Genomic DNA, 21,410 nt, shown 5'->3' with positions numbered 1-21,410 from the left:
CTCCGATTGCAATGAGAAAATGTTTGAATCGCTTAATATTTGAGCTTTTCAGACATTTTTTTTGTGGATTGATACTAAATCCAGTTATTAAAAACTGATTTAGTAAGCTAAGACGCATTTAAACCGCTTAGGGACTTGCGTAGGAATAATATCCCAGCCAGAAAATCGCTCTGTAGAAGAACCAGACCAGCCAGATGGCACATTATCAAAGCGCAAGTCCCTAAAATCTCGAAGGCTCTCCCCCTACTTAGGGTGATCAGCAAACCTGATCGATCCGGAGGGCGCAAGCATTGCGCCCCTACAGTAACGGATTTTGTCCACAATGTAGGGGCGAACTGCGTTCGCCCAAAAGGTACATTATCAAAGCGCAAGTCCCTTATTCTTAGATTAGCCGAACCTCCCGCAATCCCTTTACTGTTGCCTTTTGCCTCGTCTCAACAAGCAATCTAAATTACGAACAGCTTATGACATGGACAAACACCAACAGACCATGATCTGGAGAGATCGTCAAGAAAAGTATCAGAGTGAACTATTGGAAAAGAATTGGTAAAATATAATTAGTAGGGAGAGTATTGCTGTTAATGTTTCGCTTTTTAACGAGACGTTAACCAAGCTCAAAAGCAAAAAATAGCAGTAATTTGCTAAAAGCTCAAGGCCGATGGCTGACTGCTCTGTACATCTCTCGTATTCTTTACTTGTCGAGTTCAACACGACCCCTTTATGGAATCAAGCAACCCGTCAGGGAAGACTTCCGAACCTCCTAGTCATAGGTGGGCCAATTTACTCGGAACCATGATCGCAATTCTGACCCTAACGTTACCCTTGTTAGCGATTGGATATAACTCCACGCCTAACTATACCGAAGAACCCCTTACCGGTAACACATCCTACTCCCTAACGAGGCAAATAAGGTGACAGAATTGAGATAGACGATTGCCAAAATAAAATTTTTTTCTTCGTCCCGATCCCCCTTATGGGTAAAATTTGGATCGGAGTCAATCAAAGTGTCTTTTAATTTTGCTTGCGCTTTTAGGTGACTCTAAAGGCGCTATTGTCTTGTATTTGGAGAAAGCTTGTGGATTTATCGCGCATTCCTGCCCAACCGAAACCCGGTTTAATTAATGTTTTAGTGGAAATTACGGCCGGTAGTAAGAATAAATACGAATTTGATAAGGATTTAAACGCCTTTGCTCTCGATCGCGTTCTCTATTCTTCGGTACAATATCCCTGTGATTATGGTTTTGTTCCCAATACCCTCGCCGATGACGGCGATCCTTTAGATGGTATGGTGATCATGGATCAGCCTACTTTCCCCGGCTGTGTGATTACGGCGCGTCCCATTGGTATGTTAGAAATGATCGATGGTGGTGATCGCGATGAAAAAATTCTCTGTGTTCCCGCTAAAGATCCCCGTTATGCAGAGGTAAAATCTCTCAAAGATGTCTCTCCCCATCGCTTAGAGGAAATCGCCGAGTTTTTCAAAACCTATAAGAATCTAGAGAAAAAAGTCACAGAAATTCTCGGTTGGAAAGATGTGGACGCAGTAAATGCTTTAGTTGAACAGTGTATTGCTGCTTATAAGTAAGGTTTGCGGCAAAAAGTTTGTTGCTGGAGTCAGTTATCAGTTATCAGTTATCAGTTATCAGATGTGAGTTTTCAGTTCACTGATTACTGTTTACTGTTTACTGATAACTGAAAAGTTTCCCCACTTCCCCACTTCCCCACACCCCACTTCCCCACACCCCACTCCCCAATTCATAATTCATAATTCATAATTCATAATTTATGAGAATAGAAACCTTAAAATCGGGTTTAATCGTCTCCTGTCAAGCGCCAGTAGAGTCATCTCTGCACGATCCTATAATTATTGCCGCCATGGCTCATGCTTGTGTGGATAGGGGTGCTTGTGGGGTAAGAATTGATAGTCCCGCTCATCTGAAAGCTACCCGTCAACAATTGCCAGATATACCAATAATTGGACTCTGGAAACGCAATTATCGCGATTGTTCGGTATATATTACTCCCAAATATCAAGATGCTCTGGCCATTGCCGATGCGGGTGCCGATATAATTGCCTTGGATGCTACCCCCAGAAAGCGTCCCGATGATGAAAATTTAGCCAGAATTATCGATCGTATTCATCAGGAAACTGGTAAATTAGTTATGGCAGATATAGACTCGATCGAAAGTGCTATTTATGCCGTGGCAGCCGGCGCTGATATTGTCGGTACAACTCTTTACGGTTACACAGAAGCCACTAAACAGCTGCAGCCGCCGAGTTTTTCTTTCCTAGAAGAATTAGTTAATAAGTTATCAGTTCCTGTTATCTGTGAAGGAGGAATATCGACTCCAACAGAAGCCAAAAAAGCCCTAGAAGTTGGTGCCTATTCCGTAGTTGTCGGCACGGCAATTACAGGGATTGATTTAAAAACTACCGCTTTTTTACAAGGAATTTTATCAAAATATTCATGACATTGATCTTGCTCCTAGCCGTGCCTAATAGCCACTTCTAGGGATTAGGAAAAAAACCAAAAAGTTTCGCCGCACCACCCAAAATGGCGACGACTAAAGCGATTAGAATTCCCCGGTTAGTAAATTCCTGATAGGCAACCCGTGCCGTTAATCCCTTGATTTCCGTGGTCAATCGCTCATCTAAAGCTTTAATATCTCCTTTTAACTCTCCTTTGAGTTCTGCTTGTCCGATTTCTAATTTTGTGAGACGTTCATCGATTTTGTCGAATTTTTGATTAACATCTCTTTGTAGGTTATCGATTTTTCCCTCAATCCTTGTCAGAACAGCTTCTAGGGAATAAGTTACAGTTTCGTTAGACATTTGCTAAACCCCTATTCAGTTTTCAGTTATCAGATTTGAATTTTAAGTGAGCAGTATGGATTAAGTGAGCGGTATTAAATGGCAGTTTTCTACTGTCTTTGCACCGATTACTGTTTACTGATTATGGCAGTTTTCTGCTGTCTTTGCACCGATTACTGTTTACTGATCACTGATTACTGATCACTGATTACTGATTACTGATCACTGATTACTGATCACTGATTACTGATCACTGTTTACTGATTACTTTTAACTGGCTGTTAACTTAGTCATAACTTGGATAATATATAATACCTATGTCAAGTTCATGTAATAAAATTTAACCTAATCAAGGTCTGAACACCAGTTTTGACTTTATTTCTGAAAATATGAGTATTTCTCGCCGTAATTTCCTCACCTTTTTAACTGCCACTGCCGGTGTCTCTTTTTTCAGTCTGCAAGAGAAAAAATATTCCTCTCTGATTAGCAGTCCTGCGATCGCTTCCAATAGTTTTGGGTTAAACTTTGCCCCAGTCAAACTGCCAATTCCCTTAAAAATTGACGGTATGAGCGATGAAAGCCAAAAAAGTGCCTATCAAACCTATAAAGTCCTAGATGATCTCGTTCTTCCTCAAGGATTCACCTACGATGTGCTGGCACAGTGGGGGGATAAAGTGGGTGATTCCCGTTTCGGTTATAACAATGATTATCTATCTTTTATCGAAACCAGTCCGGGTCAAGGTTATCTAACCGTTAATTTTGAATATATCAGTGGTCGTACTTGGCTACAAACCTTTGAACAAGTGATTGGTAAAACCCTACCCGTCAAGGAAGTCCGGGAAAAAACGAACGAAAAGGGGGAAATTGCCGCCTATCACCTGCAAGATGCCAGATTAAGGGCAAAAATCGAGGAAATCTCCCTAGAAGGCTTAATTGATCAGGGAATTGGCGTAATTTCCTTGGCTAAAGATCAAACGGGAAAATGGCAACGTACCTATAGTAAAGCCGATCGCCGCATTACCGGTATTTCTGGACTAAAGGACGGTCGCTACCTAAAAGCGACCGGTCCTGCTGTAGCAATTTTTACCAAAACCAATAAACTTGGCTACGATGACGGATTAGGGGCAAAAATTATCGGAACATTTCAAAATTGCGCCGGGGGAACAACTCCCTGGGGAACCGTATTTAGTGCCGAGGAGAACTTTCAAGACCAAGTGACGGAGGTAGTGTTAAAAGATGGTTCCTCTTTGCATCCCGATACTACCCCCTTTATTCTCAATAGTGGGGAAGTGGATGGCCGGGGTAACGTCTTCGGGTTAGCGGGAAATAAATACGGTTGGATGGTGGAGGTGGATCCAGCAAATCCTGACGATTACGGCACAAAACACACCTGGTTAGGGCGTTTTCGCCATGAAGCAGTCGCTTTTCTCGCTCAAACGGGACAATCCTTGGCGGTTTATTCAGGATGCGATCGCAGAGGCGGTCATGTCTATAAATTCGTTTCCGAGGGCAAAATTAGCGATATTAAAGACAAAAATAACTCAAAACTCCTAGAAAAAGGAATGCTCTACGGGGCGAAATTCAACCCCGATAAAACCGGTTATTGGATACCCTTAAATCCCGACACGGAGATAAATCCCGTCCTACCGAGTCAAATTGCCGCTAGTCGCGGGGATGGGGTGGTAGCTTTGCCGAATCCCGAAAGAACGGTCAATGAGACTAAATTACTGCTATTTAAGGACGATGAGGAGATTCTAGCCTACAAAGCTAAATATAAGACTCTCGCAGACCTGTATGAAGGTAATGGGACGGAAAAACAGGGAGCAATTCTCATCGATGCTCATTTTGCCGCTAACGCCGTTGGGATCACTTGTACTGGTCGGCCAGAAGATACGGAAGTGGACGAGAATGGCACTTTATATATAACCTTTACCTCTGGTAGTCCCAGTGAAGCGGAGGGAGGAGCCGATAGGGAGATATTTAAAGGGCCAAATGGCGAAATACCCTACGAATTTGGTTGGATTATCAGCTTAAGGGAAGATAATAACGATGCTGCTTCCTTAAGTTTTCGGTGGGATGTGGTCGCTTACGGAGGGGAACCGACAGAGAAGGGTGAGGGTTTTTCTAATCCCGATAACCTCGCTTTCGATAAACAGGGAAATCTCTGGATGGTTAGCGATATTTCCACGGGTGGGTTAAATCGAGAGATGAAAACTCGTTATCCCCAAGGGGTTCCGGTTAGTCAACGGGATTTATTGGGGATTTTTGGCAATAATAGCGCTTGGGTGTTTACCAAGGATCAAGAGCATCCCTATCCTTTTGCTATCGCTCCCATGGATGCGGAATTAACGGGATTGTACTTTACTCCCGACCAAGAGACGTTATTTTTGGCAGTACAACATCCGGGGGAAGCGGGGGGAATTCGTCGGGATTTGGCCTTTGAAAACCGTAAATTTGCCCTGAAAACCACTAATGGACAGGAATTTGAACAAATACGACAAGTACCCCTAGGATCGAATTGGCCCAGTGGTCAAGTTAATCAACCTCCCCGGCCAGCAGTGGTGGCAATTCGCCGAATCTAGTCAAAATAGGAGAAGGGAGAGGGGAGAAGGAGTTTGAGGATTATCTGAATCCCCTTGATAACTACCCCCAAAATATTGATAAAACTTCATAATTATTATTGGCTTACCTGTTTATGTTTAAAATCTTATATAGCTATGTAGTCAAGTAATTTCCATCATGGTCACTACCATCGAACCTACCTCCCAGAAAAAAGCTGTTCTGCGCGAAACTATCCTCACTCCTCGTTTTTACACCACCGATTTTGAGGCTGCCGCTAATTTTGACCTTTCTTTGCAAGAAAGCGAAATCAAAGCGATGTTAGAGGAGATGCGAACCGATTATAACCGGCATCACTTTGAACGTCAGCAAGGATTTGAGAACTATCAAGACAATCTCGATGAAAAAACGAGAAATGCTTTTATAGATTACCTAGAACGCTCTTGTATCTCCGAATTTTCTGGCTTTTTGTTATTTAAGGAACTGTCACGACAACTAAAAAGCCGTAATCCCTTGTTAGGGGAGATATTTCATCTTATGGCTAGAGATGAGGCGCGCCATGCAGGATTTCTCAATAAAACCATGGCTGACTTTAATATTTCCCTTGATCTAGCCAAAATTACTAAAACCCGTACCTACACCTTTTTCCCCCTTGAATGGGTGTTATATACGGTCTATCTCTCGGAAAAAATCGGTTATTGGCGTTATATTCTCATTTATCGTCATTTAGAAGAATATCCTGAGTATAAATTTAATCCTCTCTTTAATTACTTTGAGAGTTGGTGTCAGGATGAAAATCGCCACGGAGATATCTTTAAAACCCTACTGCGCTCTAAACCGGAATTGTGGAATAATTGGCGATCGAGATTATGGAGCCGTTTTTTCTTGCTTTCCGTCTTTGCTACCCATAGTTTAACTGTACGGGAACGCTCAGACTTTTATGATGCTTTGGGAATAGATGCGATCGCTTTTGATCAAGAGGTAATTCGTCAGACCAATAATACCTCCGCGCGCGCTTTTCCCACCATTTTAAATGTGGACCATCCCCAATTTTTCCCCCGTTTAAACCGTTGTGCTGAACGTAATTTACAATTAAAAGCGATCGATGAAAGTCGCTCTCCCCAATGGCTAAAAACATTGCGTAAGTTACCCTTACAGCTAGGTATCGTCGGGGATCTATTGCGATTGTATCTGATTAAACCCATAGATGCAGAAGCCACCAGAGAAATGGTACTTTAATCAGTGAACAGTGAGCAGTGATCACTGCTCACTGCTCAGTTAAGTAGTCATGCAAAATAAATTTCCTAGTGAAGATAGGCAAGAGGCAAGAGGCAAAAGCTTGATCGAAATGTATAATTAATTTTGCTTAGGTTCTTTTCAGAGTTTTAAGTTCACTGATGACTGTTTACTGCTCACTGAAAAATCCCCACTTCCCCAAATCCTTTAATCTTTGCTTCGATTCTGGGTATCTATAGGGATAGAAAAACAGCTAAGGGATATCTATGTCACTGGAAGAAGGATTAAAATGTCTGCGGCTAAAGGATTACGCAAAGGCTGTAGAATTACTGGAAGAATATTGTCAACAGTCAGCTAATTTTCATTCTCCCTTATATATTCAAGCTAAAATGGCTCTTGCTCGGGCCTATCGCGGCAACAATCAACGGCAACAAGCGATCGCCTTAGCTTTGGAATTAGAAAATCATCTTGATCAAGAAGTTAGTCAGTGGGCCAAACGATTACTGACAATCTTTAGTGCTGAACAAAAAACCATCGGTATTGCTACTAATGGGATCAAATCTCGATCGCTGCCCAAGGCAGCACGAGCAGCACAGGTAAGCGTCCAGTTATCTGGGACTATACCCGAAAACAGACTTATTTTTGCTAAACTATTGACAATTACGGCTTTTTGTGTTACGACTGCAAGTCTGTTTTTTGTAATTACCCGTTTGCTCCTCATCCCTGCGGGGACAGGTGTAATTATTGCCTTGCTATTGACGGTTTTTTTAGGCGGACTCATCCTTTTTATCGCTCCGAATCTAGTTGATTGGACGCAAAAACGTCTGTATAGAGTGCGTTGGGTGTCCTTAGCGGAAATTAAACGGGATAGTCCCGAATCGGCGACAGTAATTGGGCGTATATGCCGAGAAAAAAGTTTAAAACCGCCAAAACTAGGCATTATCGAAGATGGACAGCCCCTCGCTTTTACCTATGGCTCTCGACGGGGTAATGTTCGCTTAGTAGTTAGCAGAGGTTTATTTACCTATCTCGACGATGAGGAACTAGCGACGGTATATGCTCATGAATTAGGCCATATTTGGCAAGGAGACTTTGCCCTGATGACTATTTGTGCTAGTTTCGACCATTTAGGTTGCTATCTTGATTCTTTTGCCCAAAATCAGGGTAATAATTTTAAAAACCAAGTTTTTCTAGGCCTTCTCTCATCAATTATCACCATTTTTAGGAAAATTCTTGTTTTTTGCTGTCTTCATCTGTCTCGTACTAGAGAATACTTCGCCGATCATTTTGCTGCCCAAGTTACTGGTAATCCCAATGCTTTGGCCCGCGCTTTAGTAAAAATTGCCTTTGGTTTAGTCCAAGAGACTGCCCAGTCTAGTCCCCTATTGTTAAGTACAAGTGTATTAAATGTTGCCTTAGAACAGGATGCGATTATTGCCGGTAACGTTTATGGTATCGCATTGGAGTCTCGCCGAATCGGACAGAGTTTTCTCTGGGATATATATAACCCTTGGGCAAAATGGTTAGAGTTGCATTCTCATCATCCCCTGACTGGTAAAAGGATTCGCGCGTTAGCTAACTATGCCCGACAGATGGATCTAGATATAGAATTTAGTCTGGGGGAATTATTACGCAAAAAAATGGAATTAGATTCCAAGAAACTCTATCAAAACTTTTTTCTACGACTGTGTTTATATTATGCCTCGGTACTAGGCTTTATTATTGGGGTTGTGATGGCTGGTTTTCTTTGGCTGAAATTTAGCTCTTGGGCTGCATTGGGGCTAATTTTAGTCGGTGGGGGTTTAGGTATAATTATCAATCGATTAGCCAGTTATCCTCCTCTCAACAATGCTAGTTTCAGCGATATTTTTTCTTTAACTGATAATCCTTACAGTCATCCCTTCCCAGCTATCCCCATCCGACTCCGCGGTGAGTTAATTGTCCAAGGAAAGAATTTATTTCTTAAAGATAGCACGGGCCTAATTCCCCTCGCTCCTAACTATCGTTTTAGTTTTTGGTATCAAATCAGGACTACTAACCCTCCCATGACAGCAATAGATAATACGTCTGTACAGGTTATCGGTTGGTTTCGTCGCGATTTATCTCCTCGTCTCGAATGGAGTCAAATAACTCACTCTGGCGGAAATGTTCAGGTTCATCGCCGTTTTTTGTCTTTGGTTAGCGGTTTTGTCCTATTAGTCTCTGGTTTAATTATCGCAGTTACATTTTAAGAATGGGAAAAGCTGCTACTTCATCCCTTTTCTAGTTTTAGCTACTTGCTGGAATAGTAACCAATATTTGAGCGCCAATAGTTACCTTTCTTATCATCATAATAAATGGCCGCTCAAAAACCCAAACTGTACAGAGGTATAGCAAAATGTCTAGCGAAACCGTCACCTATTCCCTAGAATCGGTTCTAACCAGAATTGAGAGTAAAATCGACTCCCTAGAAAAACGCATGAACGAGAGATTTGACAAGGTAGAAGACCGGCTAACCAAAGTAGAAATCGGACAGGCCGAACTCAAGGCCGAGTTAAAAGGCGATATTAAAGTATTAGACGAGAAAATCGAGGGGTTAAAGGGAGAGTTAAAAGGCGATGTTAAAGTATTAGACGAGAAAATCGAGGGATTAACGGTACGGGTTGGTTATCAGGAATTTACCAACCGGGGGATTCTGATAGCTTTGGTGGTCGCTGTCTTGGGAGGCGCTGCTAAACTTTTTGGTTTTTTCCCCAATCCCTAGAACTGGCCACCAGAAACGGTTACTTCCCCTATGATCATAATAAATAGCGGCTCGAAAACCCAAACTGTATAGAGGTATAGCAAAATGTCTAGCGAAACCGTCACCTATTCCCTAGAATCGGTTCTAACCAGAATTGAGAGTAAAATCGACTCCCTGGAAAAACGGATGGATGAGAAAATCGACTCCTTGGAAAAACGGATGAATGAGAGATTTGACAAGGTAGATGAGAGATTTGACAAGGTAGATGAGAGATTTGACAAGGTAGAAGACCGGCTAACCAAAGTAGAAATCGGACAGGCCGAACTCAAGGCCGAGTTAAAAGGCGATATTAAAGTATTAGACGAGAAAATCGAGGGGTTAAAGGGAGAGTTAAAAGGCGATGTTAAAGTATTAGACGAGAAAATCGAGGGATTAACGGTACGGGTTGGTTATCAGGAATTTACCAACCGGGGGATTCTGATAGCTTTGGTGGTCGCTGTCTTGGGAGGCGCTGCTAAACTTTTTGGTTTTTTCCCCAATCCCTAGAACTGGCCACCAGAAACGGTTACTTCCCCTATGATCATAATAAATAGCGGCTCGAAAACCCAAACTGTATAGAGGTATAGCAAAATGTCTAGCGAAACCGTCACCTATTCCCTAGAATCGGTTCTAACCAGAATTGAGAGTAAAATCGACTCCCTGGAAAAACGGATGGATGAGAAAATCGACTCCTTGGAAAAACGGATGAATGAGAGATTTGACAAGGTAGATGAGAGATTTGACAAGGTAGATGAGAGATTTGACAAGGTAGAAGACCGGCTAACCAAAGTAGAAATCGGACAGGCCGAACTCAAGGCCGAGTTAAAAGGCGATATTAAAGTATTAGACGAGAAAATCGAGGGGTTAAAGGGAGAGTTAAAAGGCGATGTTAAAGTATTAGACGAGAAAATCGAGGGATTAACGGTACGGGTTGGTTATCAGGAATTTACCAACCGGGGGATTCTGATAGCTTTGGTGGTCGCTGTCTTGGGAGGCGCTGCTAAACTTTTTGGTTTTTTCCCCAATCCCTAGAACTGGCCACCAGAAACGGTTACTTCCCCTATGATCATAATAAATAGCGGCTCGAAAACCCAAACTGTATAGAGGTATAGCAAAATGTCTAGCGAAACCGTCACCTATTCCCTAGAATCGGTTCTAACCAGAATTGAGAGTAAAATCGACTCCCTGGAAAAACGGATGGATGAGAAAATCGACTCCTTGGAAAAACGGATGAATGAGAGATTTGACAAGGTAGAAGACCGGCTAACCAAAGTAGAAATCGGACAGGCCGAACTCAAGGCCGAGTTAAAAGGCGATATTAAAGTATTAGACGAGAAAATCGAGGGGTTAAAGGGAGAGTTAAAAGGCGATGTTAAAGTATTAGACGAGAAAATCGAGGGATTAACGGTACGGGTTGGTTATCAGGAATTTACCAACCGGGGGATTCTGATAGCTTTGGTGGTCGCTGTCTTGGGAGGCGCTGCTAAACTTTTTGGTTTTTTCCCCAATCCCTAGAACTGGCCACCAGAAACGGTTACTTCCCCTATGATCATAATAAATAGCGGCTCGAAAACCCAAACTGTATAGAGGTATAGCAAAATGTCTAGCGAAACCGTCACCTATTCCCTAGAATCGGTTCTAACCAGAATTGAGAGTAAAATCGACTCCCTGGAAAAACGGATGAATGAGAGATTTGATACTAAATCCAGTTATTAAAAACTGATTATTTATTACCCCTTTTGCCTCTTGCATGAGTGCCTATCCTGATATGTTACCTATGACAAGGTAGATGAGAGATTTGACAAGGTAGAAGACCGGCTAACCAAAGTAGAAATCGGACAGGCCGAACTCAAGGCCGAGGTAATTAGTACAAAAAACAAGGGCAACAAAGCCTGAAACTCCCGACTCCCGACTTCTGACTCTGTTCGGACTTCGGCATAAGCTTTTGTCGAACGCCGAAGTCTCACGCTGAAGTATCGCCGAACGTCGTGCATGAAGTGGTCTGTCCATCTCCCCCCCACCTCCCCACACCCTACACCCCTTTTAAACAGGATTTAGTATGACTTTAATTGACTCCTCGGCGCTCTCCCCGGCCGTCTATTTTATTGGTGCAGGTCCCGGAGATCCGGAATTATTGACGGTAAAAGCCGATAAAATTCTCCAAAAAGCCGATGTTATCGTCTTTGCTGATTCCCTCGTCCCCAAACAGATGCTTGAGAACACTCGTAAAGATGCCGAATTAATTCCCACCAGTAGCATCACCCTAGAGGAAATTATCCCTTTAATGATCGATCGCGTGCGTCGGGGTTTAGCGGTGGTGCGACTGCAATCGGGGGATTTAAGTCTCTATAGTGCCATCCAAGAACAAATTGAGCTTTTGACAGCAGCAGATATCCCCTTTCAGCTAATCCCCGGAATTAGTGCCTTTCAAGGATTAGCGGCCAAATTAGCCCTAGAATTAACGATTCCGGAATTAGTCCAGACAATTATTCTAACCCGAGTGGAAGGAAAAGCCTCTCCCATGCCAGAAAGTGAAGAATTAGCCTCTTTAGCCGCTCATAAAGCCAGTTTATGCCTATATTTAGCCGCCCGTCACGTTGACAAAGCCCAGGAAAAACTCCTACGATACTACCCACCAGAGCAACAGGTGGCCGTTTGTTTCCGTCTCGGTTGGCCCGACGAAAAAATCTGGGTTGTCCCCCTCTCAGAGATGGCCCAACTAACCCATCGGGAAAATTTAACTAGAACTACCCTTTATCTCATTAGTCCCGCTTTAAACCAGATTACAGGAACTCGATCGCAACTTTATCATCCGCAACATTCCCATCTTTTCCGTCCTCATCCTTAAGTATTTTCTGGGGAATCTATCGAAAGAAACACTGGGTTTCTACCTCAAGTTAGATTTAAAGAGCGGCGATTTTGTTTAGGATTATTTCAGGAGGTAGGACAATTTTAAAAACGTTTGAAATTAGTCTAACAATCCATGCACAGCTGCCCGATTTGTTCGGGAATTGCCCTTCGTCACCTTGTGGCTAGTCGTGCCTACTGGTATTGTCCTCACTGTCGTCAGTAGGTTCCTGACTTCCTCGATTGCTCCAGTCCTCTCAAGGTAGAGCGAGTTAGAGCAGAAAAAACAGTTGAGATTTTTAAGTTGGTAGATGGCAATAATATCCGTGGGATGGGTTAATTTTTAACCCATCCCACTTTTCCTATCTAGACATCCCGAGGATTGAGATGGGTCATTTCCCAAGTCACATAGGTACCGATCGGACTCCAGATCAGGTAGGGTAAGAGTAGGATACCCGCCCAAGAAGAAACAGGGAAAACCAAGAGCGCCAGAAGACAACCCAAGAAAAAACCCGTACCACCAATAATCGTTCCCACTTTAAGACTGCGTAGTTTACAGGTAACGGGAGTATAGGCAGTAATAGTCAATTCCACCAACAGATAAAAAGCCATCAAAAACCAGCGATTGGCCGGTTGAGCTTCCCAGACTAAATAAGCAGAAATTGCCCCACAAATATAGATAATTGTCCAGATAAGAGGGATTAATCTTTCAAAGTTTAACCAATCGGGACGACGCAAACGCGCAAACCAACGTACATCGCGAGAATTGAGTAATCCCCCAGCTAACGCTACCAAAAATCCCACGACACCGATAAGCACCCAAGAGGGAATCATGATTTTTAGCTATCCTCCGCTAATTTTGGCTTTGTAACCCGATTCAATAAGGATTTGTAGTATTTTTTGACGATTATCTCCTTGGATCTCAATGGTGTTTTCTTTAACTGTACCACCCGTCCCGCAAGCAGTTTTTAACTGTTTTAATAATTTCGTCAGAGTTTCGGTTTGGCATTGAAAACCTGTAACTATGGTAACGGTTTTTCCCGCACGACCGGAGCGGGAGGTTTGTACTCGCAAATTCTGCTGATTTGGGGGTAATTCAGGAATGGAACGCTCAAAAGCTTGAGAATTACTTTGATCTCCAAATTCCTGATAGGCAATCCGGTTTTTTTCCTTTGATTTACTCATAAGTAGTCATGCAAAATAAATTTCCCAGTGAAGATAGGCAAGAGGCAATAGGCAAGAGGCAAAAGCTTCATCGAAGTGTGTAATTAATTTTGCTTAGGTACTTATAGCAATTATCATACTGGGTTTCGGAAGTTTTTCAGTGAGCAGTAAACAGTAAACAGTAATCAGTGAACTGAAAACTGGCATCTGATAACTGATAACTGATAACTGATAACTGATTCAAAGCTGACTACTGATAGCTCGTAATTGGTTGGACTGGTAGCGCATTTGAGCGAGTTCAGCTGCCGACATTCGATCGAGATGACCTAAAATCATATTAACTCGACCTTGGGATTTTAATTTTTCTCGATGTCGTGCCAAAAAATCCCAGTAAAGAAAGTTAAAAGGACAGGCTAAATCCCCGACTCGTTCATTTTTTTTATACAGACAACCCCGACAATAATCACTCATTTTATCAATATAGTTCGCCGAGGCTGCGTAGGGTTTGGAGGCGAGAATTCCCCCGTCGGCAAATTGTCCCATTCCCAGTACATTAGTCTGCATTACCCAATCGTAGGCATCGATAAAAACACTATGAAACCAGTTTTCAATCTCTTGGGGAGAGCAACCAAAAATTAAGGCAAAATTGCTCAAAATCATTAATCTTTGAATATGATGAGCATAACCAGTATTTTCCACCTGTGATAATACTTGTTTGAGACAATTCATCTCGGTTTGGTTACTATCCCAAAAGAAAGCCGGTAAGGGTTGTTGATGCTCAAACCAATTATGATTAGCGTAATCTTCTCCCAGATAATGATAAATCCCCTGCATATATTCCCGCCATCCCAACACCTGACGGATAAATCCTTCGATGCTATTTAGGGCTAAATTATCTTTTTTATAGGTAATTTCTACCGCTTGAATTACTTCCATCGGCGTTAGTAATCCTAGATTAAGATAGGGAGATAATAGGGAATGCCAAAGGGTTTCTTCTCCCGTTATCATCGCATCTTGGTATGATCCAAAGTTGGGCAGACAATTAGTAATAAAATGCTCTAAGACCTGTAAAGCTTGTCTGCGGGTTACTGCCCAGGGAAAATGTTTAATTGTTCCATATTTAGGAATATCTAAAGCTTCCACATCAGCGATAACTTGAAGGGTAATTTCATCGGGTTCAAACCAAAGAGGAGCAGTAGTTTTTAATCCATCTTTGGGCGGTTTGCGGTTTTGTTTATCAAAGTTCCATTGTCCTCCTATGGGTTGATTATTCTCCATTAAAATCTGCCATTTTTTGCGACTTTCTCGATAGAAATCCTCTAGTAATAGTCTTTTACGAGATTTAGCCCAATTATTAAAATCTGTCCTTGTCCAGAGAAAGTGATTATTATCAATTAGGGTTATAGCACAGTCTAAATCCAGATTTTTAATTAATCTAATAAATGGCAAATCATTAGGCATCATAATCTGTAATTCTTTAATACCTAATCGCTTAATCCAAGCGGATAAAATCGGCTCAAAATCTTCAGCAACTTCGTAGGTGACAGACCATCCTAAAGTTTTTAATTCTTCGGCAAAATGACGCATCGCCGACCAGATTAAAACTAATTTTTGCCGATGATAGGGTCTTTGTCGAATATGATTGTGGGATTCAATTAGAATAACCGGTGTTTCCTGTGAATAGGCTTGACGATTGGCTAAGGCCGCTTGTCCTGTCCATAATTGATCCCCTAAAATCCAAATGCCAATGGTCATAATTATTTCATTGCCTCGACTATTCCCCCGTATTTTTTAGCCATAATATCCGCCATTTCCCGAGCAGAAAATTTACTGGCTTTATCAATGCTGGGGGTAAATGTCCCCGTAGGGGTTAAATAATGGGTAAATACCCCGACTTTTTTGCTAATAATCCACATATTTCTTGAAGTCAAAAATCAAAAAGGGGAGTGAGAATTAGGAATTAGGAATTATGAATTAGGGAGATTTTTTCAGTGTTGCCAAAGGCACGGCGTAGCCGTCCAGTAAACAGTAATCAGTGAACTTAAAACTCAAATCTGATAACTGATAACTGATAACTGATAACTGATAACTGATTAGGTTTTTGTCCTAAGACTTTGGGCGCTTAGATAAAGTTGCGTCCATTCTTTGACCACTTGTGTGCGTTTACAGTTTAATTCGCCGGCGATTTCCTCAAGGGTTTTACCCGCTTTTAAGCCATTGATAACGCTTTTACCCGTAGGAGAAAGGGCAGCATAGAAAATTTGCCATTGAGTGAGATTTAAGCCAAAATTATGCTCTTTCGGGCTGATTTGTAACCATTCAGCGATTAATTCTGTCCCTTCCTTGAGGGCAAAAACCTTAATCGCATGATAGCTAACTTTTTCCCGGAGACGATAGACCTGTTGGATAGGAATATTCATCACTTTGGCGATCGCATCTTGGCTTTCACCCCCTAGATAGAGGTTAAACCAAGTCACCGCCTCCCGACTAACATTTTCCTCTAGATACCTAGCAAAACCCTCTTGAACTTTTGCCCGTTGAATTTGCGCTTCTTGGTAAGTGCGTTGATCTTCATAGGTAGCGATCGCATTTTGATCCAGTAAACTTAAGCTATTTTCCCCCTCATCGCCACTAATTTCATCGGAGAGAATCCGGATTATTTCTTGCTGCGGCACGTTAGTGATACCGCTTTTCGATTGACGACGAAGATAATTAACAAAACGATAGGCTAACAGGGGTTGATTGCGGATCGGACGCAGAGCGTATTCTTCTAGGGTAGCTAACAGCAGCTGATCGCGAGTAGCTTGATCGGTGGTACAACGAGCGATCCATGCTAACTGGGATTGCAGATAGCGATCGCTATTTAACATTTCTTGAATAATTTCCTGCAAGACATCGGCCACCGCTTGCTGACGATCGCGACTTAAAGAAACCCAAGTGCGAATTTTTTGCCGGAGAGTGACACAAGCACCGAGACGATCGATCAGGTTACGATAGGCGCGGGTGGGACTAACCTTGAGATAGCGTTGCTGCAAAATCTGCCAACGATAGACTAATCCCCGTTTAGCGATTGCTAAATCTCTCTCATCTAAATTTTCCCAACGTTGGCTATCTTCCCCGAGTAACCAATTGATAATAGTACCCCGTTGGCGATCGGTTAAGGAATCCTCTGTTTGAGAGAGGCGATCTTGCCATTCTTGCCTTAACTCGTCGATTATTGTCGTCATCGAAAATTTGGGTTCCAAACCCTGCGCTCAAAAGGATGGCTTTAGTTTAAATACTAGCGCATTATTTACACGGTATATAAGAAAACCTGATCCATGGAGAAAGCCTATCGCTGCTAATTTTACCTAACATCCTGACTTGATCTTTGTAAGTTGCACATCAGATTTTACTATAGAATTTATGATTAAAACCTAGATAACTCGATGACTACTCGTTTAAGACGCGCGGTTCAAGACCGAGAATTTTTGATTACAGCCGAGATTACTCCCCCGAAAGGTGGTAATACCAGTCATATGCTAGAAATGGCCCTCTGGCTGAAAAATCGCGTTCATGCGGCTAATATTACCGATGGCAGTCGCGCCGTAGTGCGAATGTCCTCTCTGGCTGCCTCTGCTATTCTCTATCAACACGACATTGAACCCATCTGTCAAATGGCCTGTCGCGATCGCAATGTGATCGGATTACAAGCAGATCTAATGGGCGCTCATGCCTTGGGATTGAGAAATATACTAGCTTTAACTGGAGATCCCGTCAAAGCAGGAGATCACCCCAAAGCTAGGGCAGTTTTTGACCTAGAATCGGTACGTTTGTTAAAATTAATCGATAAATTAAATAAAGGTTTTGACTTTAACGATAAATCTTTACCGGATGGACCCCTAGAACTTTTTGCTGGGGCTGCCGTCGATGTGCAGTCAAAAAGTTGGTCCGGTCTTCAAAGCCGTTTTGAGCGTAAAATCGAAGCAGGAGCGCAGTTTTTTCAAAGTCAATTAGTTACGGATTTCGAGTGTCTTGATAAGTTCATGCAGCAGGTGGCCTCCCTCGCCGATAAACCAGTTCTAGCCGGAATTTTTCTGTTAAAATCGGCTAAAAATGCCGTATTTTTAAATAAAAATGTGCCGGGGGTGCAAATTCCCGATCAGATCATTCAAAGACTCGCTGATGCACCTCATCCCCTCGAAGAAGGTATCAAAATCGCCGCCGAACAAATAAAATTAGCCCAGCAGTTATGTCAAGGTGTCCACATCATGGCAATAAAACGAGAGGATTTAGTCCCGAAAATTCTCGATCTGGCTGGTATCCCGCCAATACATAACTGAGATGAAAAGTCAATAGTTTTAAAAAAAATTAACTTTCATTTTGACTAGCGGTCTTTTGACAAGAATTCTACCCCTAACCTAGGATGGGAAGGCTCAAAGCATCTTCGGGGTTAAAAGCATGGATTCCAATCTAGGTCAAGAAAAAGAGAATAGTTGTGGTGGGCGAAAATGGTTATCGATCGGTATTGCCCCCACTGGTATAATTTCCATTGGCATTGTTCCCATGGGCGTTATTTCCATTGGTATTGTTCCTATGGGAGTAGTTTCCATTGGAACCGTGGCCATGGGGACAATTGCGGCCGGTTTTGTGTCCATGGGACTTTTCAGTATTGGTAGCGTTGGGATGGGATTAAATAACGGTCATTTTTCCAATCTTAATTCTCCCCCTGCTGAATCTCCCCATAAACATCATCAGCATTAAAATCAAGATTTGACCAGCAATCATGAATTATTCCATCCGTGCTGCCGTTTCTACCGATGTCAAGGCTATTTTTGACTTAATTATCGCCTTAGCGGCCTATCAAGAACTCAGCCATTTAATGACAGGAAATAGTCAAGCTTTAGGGGAGCATTTATTCGGAGAAAAACCCTACATCGAAGCATTGGTGGTGGAAGTAGAGGGTAAAATAGTCGGTTTTGCCCTATTTTTTACTAACTATTCCACCTTTCTCACTAAACCAGGGATTTACCTAGAAGATATCTTCGTTTTACCCGATTATCGCGGCCAAGGTATCGGCAAAGCTTTACTAATGGCTGTGGCTAAAATTGCCGTCGCTAGGGATGCAGGACTTTTAGAATGGACTGTCTTAGAGTGGAATCAACTGGCGATCGATTTTTATGGAAAAATGGGGGCTAAGGTCTTCCAAGAGTGGCAAATTTGTCGTCTCACCGGGACTGCTTTAACCCAATTGGGTAATAGCGATAAATAAGTCAGTCCCTTTGTCGAGCCTAGAACTTTGTGATCGATCGAGACTCCTTGCTATACTATACCTCTGACACTGGCTTTCCTCATTGGTGCAGAATGCAACCCACAGACTCGAATAAATTTACTGAACAAGCTTGGGATTCAATCGTTAAATCGCAAGAAATTGCGCGACGCTTCAAAAACCAGACCTTAGAGGTGGAACACGTTATTATTGCCCTCCTAGAGCAGAATAACGGTCTAGCCACCCGGATTTTACAAAAAGCTAATATAGAAATTCCGCGACTGCAACAACAGCTAGAAGTCTTCACTAACCGACAGCCGAAAGTGGCCATCGTCGATCAATTATACCTAGGTCGTGGTCTTGATCTGCTGCTAGATCGCGCCGAAGCATCCCGGGAAAGTTGGCAAGATAAATTTATCTCCGTCGAACATCTTCTCGTCGGTTTTGCCGAAGATGAAAGGGTTGGCCGGAAATGTTTACGCACTTTCAATCTTGACCCCCAAGATTTAGAATTAGCCATCAAAGCGATTCGCGGTACTCAAAAGGTTACTGAACCCGATCAAGAGGAAAAATACGAAGCTTTAGATAAATATGGACGGGATTTAACAGCAGCGGCCAAAGAAGGCAAATTAGACCCAGTTATCGGTCGCGATGAAGAAATTCGACGGGTGGTACAAGTCCTCTCGCGACGGTCGAAAAATAACCCAGTTTTAATTGGTGAACCGGGGGTAGGAAAAACCGCTATTGCGGAAGGATTGGCCCAAAGGATTATTAACGGAGATGTTCCCGAATCTTTGAAAAATCGTCAGTTAATTTCCCTCGATATGGGAAGTTTAATCGCTGGGGCAAAATATCGAGGCGAATTCGAGGAAAGATTGCGGTCAGTCATGAAAGAAGTGACCCAATCAGAAGGGCGAATTATTCTCTTTATCGATGAACTACATACTGTTGTCGGTGCGGGTTCCAGGGAAGGAGGATCGATGGATGCGGGCAACCTATTAAAACCTATGTTAGCTCGGGGAGAATTGCGCTGTATTGGGGCGACAACTTTGGATGAATATCGCAATCATATCGAAAAAGACCCCCCTTTAGAAAGACGTTTTCAACAGGTTTATATTAAGGAACCTTCCGTGGAGGATACTATCTCAATTCTCCGGGGTTTAAAAGAACGTTATGAGGTGCATCATGGGGTGACAATTACCGATTCGGCCCTAGTGGCAGCAGCTACCCTATCCCATCGTTATATTAGCGATCGTTTTTTACCGGATAAAGCGATCGATTTAGTCGATGAAGCGGCGGCAAAATTAGAGGTAGAAAGTACCACTAAACCCGCCGATTTAGAAATGATAGATCGTCGCTTAATGCAGTTACGGATGGAAAAATTCTCCTTAGAAAAAGAGGAGAAAAAAGATCGAGCTTTTCAAGAGCGTTTAGAAAGAATTATCGAAGAAATTGAGGAATTAGAAAGTAAACAAAAGCCTCTCGCTGACCAATGGCAAACGGAAAAACATATCGCCGAGGAAATTAAATTATTGCGAGAGGAAGAGGAACAATTGCGCCTACAGGTGGAACAGGCGGAACGAGCTTATGATCTCAATAAAGCGGCTCAATTAAAGTATGGCAAACTAGAAATTTTACAAGGGGAATTAGAAGCAAAAGAAAAAGAACTAGAAACGATTCAATCGGCAGGTTCGACCCTGTTAAGACAACAGGTAACTGATGCTGATATTGCCGAAATAGTTGCCCGTTGGACGGGAATTCCCGTCAATCGTTTAATGGAATCGGAACGACAAAAATTATTAGAATTAGAGTCTCATTTACAGAAAAAAGTTGTCGGACAAAATGAAGCGGTCACGGCAGTAGCAGCGGCGATTCGACGCGCACGCGCGGGAATGAAAGATCCCTCCCGTCCGATTGGTTCATTCCTATTTATGGGACCCACAGGAGTGGGTAAAACCGAGTTAGCGCGGGCCTTAGCGGGGTTACTGTTCGACTCCGAGGAAGCTATGGTTCGCATCGATATGTCGGAATACATGGAAAAACACGCGGTTTCGCGGTTAATCGGCGCGCCTCCGGGTTATGTGGGTTACGAGGAAGGGGGACAACTATCGGAAGCGGTGCGTCGTCGTCCCTATTCGGTGGTTTTATTGGATGAAGTGGAGAAAGCCCATCGGGATGTTTTTAACATTTTATTACAAGTGCTTGACGATGGGCGCATTACCGACTCTCAGGGGCGAGTGGTGGATTTTCGGAATACGATTATCGTCATGACCAGTAATATTGGCAGTGACCATATTTTAAATGTTTCCGAAGATGCTGATTATGAGGAGATGCGGAAACGGGTTTTAACAGCTTTGCGGAGTCATTTCCGTCCCGAATTTTTGAATCGTATCGACGATTTAATTATTTTCCATACCCTGAAAAAAGAAGAATTGCGTTACATTGTTCGTCTGCAATTACAGCGTCTGGAAAGATTATTAGGAGAACAAAAAATTAATCTAGAATTAACTACGGCAGCAGAAGATCATATCGTTACTGTTGGTTACGATCCTACCTACGGTGCGCGACCTTTAAAACGTGCTATCCAACGGGAGTTAGAGAATCCTTTAGCCACAAAAATTCTCGAACAAGCTTTTATGGAAGGGGATACGGTGGTAATTGATTGTCTGGACGAGGTGTTAAGTTTTAGCAAAAAGGAGCTAGAAAAGGAAGAGCCAAGATTAGAATTAGCTGTGGTTAACCTCAGTTCGGATTAAAACCAGATAGGGGATATATTCCCCCTC

The 21,410-nt window shown here is 42.6% G+C and carries 20 protein-coding genes and 1 pseudogene; 15 read left to right on the top strand and 6 right to left on the bottom strand.

Features of this window, described 5'->3' with window-relative positions; all coding sequences use genetic code 11:
* Nucleotides 1-1,075: 1,075 nt before the first annotated feature.
* Together ACE3JL_RS09600 and ACE3JL_RS09595 are read left to right on the top strand one after the other, a co-directional pair.
* On the top strand, nt 1,076-1,585 hold the full coding sequence (locus tag ACE3JL_RS09600) for an inorganic diphosphatase (RefSeq protein ID WP_002770856.1): 510 nt from the start codon (nt 1,076-1,078) through the stop codon (nt 1,583-1,585).
* A 200-nt stretch (nt 1,586-1,785) separates the two neighbouring features.
* Entirely contained in the window at nt 1,786-2,472 is a 687-nt protein-coding gene (locus ACE3JL_RS09595) for an N-acetylmannosamine-6-phosphate 2-epimerase (protein ID WP_375329350.1), read from the top strand.
* Nucleotides 2,473-2,509: 37 nt separating this feature from the next.
* Here ACE3JL_RS09595 and ACE3JL_RS09590 read toward each other — a convergent pair whose 3' ends face one another.
* On the bottom strand, nt 2,510-2,833 hold the full coding sequence (locus ACE3JL_RS09590; protein ID WP_045359601.1) for a DUF4164 family protein: 324 nt from the start codon (nt 2,831-2,833) through the stop codon (nt 2,510-2,512).
* Between the two features lie 368 nt (nt 2,834-3,201).
* On the opposite strand from ACE3JL_RS09590, the gene ACE3JL_RS09585 reads away from it, so the two are divergent.
* The 9 genes and pseudogenes from ACE3JL_RS09585 (at nt 3,202) to cobM (ending at nt 12,216) form a co-directional block, all read left to right on the top strand.
* Nucleotides 3,202-5,394 (top strand): PhoX family phosphatase, encoded by a 2,193-nt coding sequence (locus ACE3JL_RS09585; RefSeq protein WP_375329349.1) that lies wholly within the window; start codon nt 3,202-3,204, stop codon nt 5,392-5,394.
* 157 nt (nt 5,395-5,551) lie between these two features.
* Nucleotides 5,552-6,610: a magnesium-protoporphyrin IX monomethyl ester (oxidative) cyclase gene (acsF, locus tag ACE3JL_RS09580; protein ID WP_375329348.1), complete on the top strand. Its 1,059-nt coding sequence runs from the start codon at nt 5,552-5,554 to the stop codon at nt 6,608-6,610.
* Nucleotides 6,611-6,873: 263 nt separating this feature from the next.
* The gene (locus ACE3JL_RS09575; RefSeq protein ID WP_375329347.1) at nt 6,874-8,838 is read left to right on the top strand and encodes a M48 family metalloprotease; all 1,965 of its coding nucleotides are present in this window, start codon (nt 6,874-6,876) and stop codon (nt 8,836-8,838) included.
* 146 nt (nt 8,839-8,984) lie between these two features.
* Nucleotides 8,985-9,350: a DUF4164 family protein gene (locus tag ACE3JL_RS09570; RefSeq protein WP_271989778.1), complete on the top strand. Its 366-nt coding sequence runs from the start codon at nt 8,985-8,987 to the stop codon at nt 9,348-9,350.
* 84 nt (nt 9,351-9,434) lie between these two features.
* A complete protein-coding gene (locus tag ACE3JL_RS09565) occupies nt 9,435-9,875 on the top strand; it encodes a DUF4164 domain-containing protein (RefSeq protein WP_375329346.1) in 441 nt (146 codons plus the stop codon).
* An 84-nt stretch (nt 9,876-9,959) separates the two neighbouring features.
* Nucleotides 9,960-10,400, top strand: a complete 441-nt coding sequence (locus ACE3JL_RS09560; RefSeq protein ID WP_375329346.1) for a DUF4164 domain-containing protein — start codon at nt 9,960-9,962, stop codon at nt 10,398-10,400.
* Nucleotides 10,401-10,484: 84 nt separating this feature from the next.
* The gene (locus ACE3JL_RS09555; RefSeq protein WP_375329345.1) at nt 10,485-10,883 is read left to right on the top strand and encodes a DUF4164 domain-containing protein; all 399 of its coding nucleotides are present in this window, start codon (nt 10,485-10,487) and stop codon (nt 10,881-10,883) included.
* Between the two features lie 84 nt (nt 10,884-10,967).
* Nucleotides 10,968-11,264, top strand: a pseudogene (locus ACE3JL_RS09550) (DUF4164 domain-containing protein).
* Nucleotides 11,265-11,427: 163 nt separating this feature from the next.
* The gene (gene cobM, locus ACE3JL_RS09545) at nt 11,428-12,216 is read left to right on the top strand and encodes a precorrin-4 C(11)-methyltransferase (RefSeq protein WP_271991960.1); all 789 of its coding nucleotides are present in this window, start codon (nt 11,428-11,430) and stop codon (nt 12,214-12,216) included.
* A gap of 365 nt (nt 12,217-12,581) precedes the next feature.
* Here the strand turns inward: cobM and ACE3JL_RS09540 are convergent, their stop codons facing one another.
* The 5 genes from ACE3JL_RS09540 to ACE3JL_RS09520 form a co-directional block, all read right to left on the bottom strand.
* Nucleotides 12,582-13,049 carry a TspO/MBR family protein gene (locus tag ACE3JL_RS09540; RefSeq protein ID WP_271991958.1) on the bottom strand — a complete coding sequence of 156 codons (468 nt, stop codon included), beginning with the start codon at nt 13,047-13,049 and terminating at the stop codon, nt 12,582-12,584.
* 9 nt (nt 13,050-13,058) lie between these two features.
* Nucleotides 13,059-13,400, bottom strand: coding sequence for a translation initiation factor (locus ACE3JL_RS09535; protein ID WP_193958441.1), 342 nt, complete (start codon nt 13,398-13,400; stop codon nt 13,059-13,061).
* Nucleotides 13,401-13,619: 219 nt separating this feature from the next.
* Nucleotides 13,620-15,134 carry a cryptochrome/photolyase family protein gene (locus ACE3JL_RS09530; RefSeq protein ID WP_271991956.1) on the bottom strand — a complete coding sequence of 505 codons (1,515 nt, stop codon included), beginning with the start codon at nt 15,132-15,134 and terminating at the stop codon, nt 13,620-13,622.
* Nucleotides 15,135-15,136: 2 nt separating this feature from the next.
* A complete protein-coding gene (locus ACE3JL_RS09525) occupies nt 15,137-15,295 on the bottom strand; it encodes a hypothetical protein (protein ID WP_002776561.1) in 159 nt (52 codons plus the stop codon).
* A 177-nt stretch (nt 15,296-15,472) separates the two neighbouring features.
* Nucleotides 15,473-16,606 (bottom strand): HetZ-related protein 2, encoded by a 1,134-nt coding sequence (locus ACE3JL_RS09520; protein WP_271991955.1) that lies wholly within the window; start codon nt 16,604-16,606, stop codon nt 15,473-15,475.
* Nucleotides 16,607-16,807: 201 nt separating this feature from the next.
* Here ACE3JL_RS09520 and ACE3JL_RS09515 point away from each other — a divergent pair, with 201 nt between their 5' ends.
* From ACE3JL_RS09515 to clpB, 4 genes are all read left to right on the top strand, one after another.
* Nucleotides 16,808-17,701 (top strand): methylenetetrahydrofolate reductase, encoded by an 894-nt coding sequence (locus ACE3JL_RS09515; protein WP_271991953.1) that lies wholly within the window; start codon nt 16,808-16,810, stop codon nt 17,699-17,701.
* A 118-nt stretch (nt 17,702-17,819) separates the two neighbouring features.
* Nucleotides 17,820-18,122, top strand: coding sequence for a hypothetical protein (locus tag ACE3JL_RS09510; RefSeq protein ID WP_002768918.1), 303 nt, complete (start codon nt 17,820-17,822; stop codon nt 18,120-18,122).
* 22 nt (nt 18,123-18,144) lie between these two features.
* On the top strand, nt 18,145-18,630 hold the full coding sequence (locus ACE3JL_RS09505; protein WP_375329344.1) for a GNAT family N-acetyltransferase: 486 nt from the start codon (nt 18,145-18,147) through the stop codon (nt 18,628-18,630).
* 92 nt (nt 18,631-18,722) lie between these two features.
* Nucleotides 18,723-21,383, top strand: a complete 2,661-nt coding sequence (gene clpB / locus ACE3JL_RS09500) for an ATP-dependent chaperone ClpB (RefSeq protein WP_375329343.1) — start codon at nt 18,723-18,725, stop codon at nt 21,381-21,383.
* Nucleotides 21,384-21,410: the final 27 nt, after the last annotated feature.

This window comes from Microcystis sp. BLCC-F210, from assembly GCF_042134685.1.
Lineage (GTDB): Bacteria > Cyanobacteriota > Cyanobacteriia > Cyanobacteriales > Microcystaceae > Microcystis > Microcystis aeruginosa_D.
This window is presented reverse-complemented; position numbering and strand designations above follow the sequence as displayed.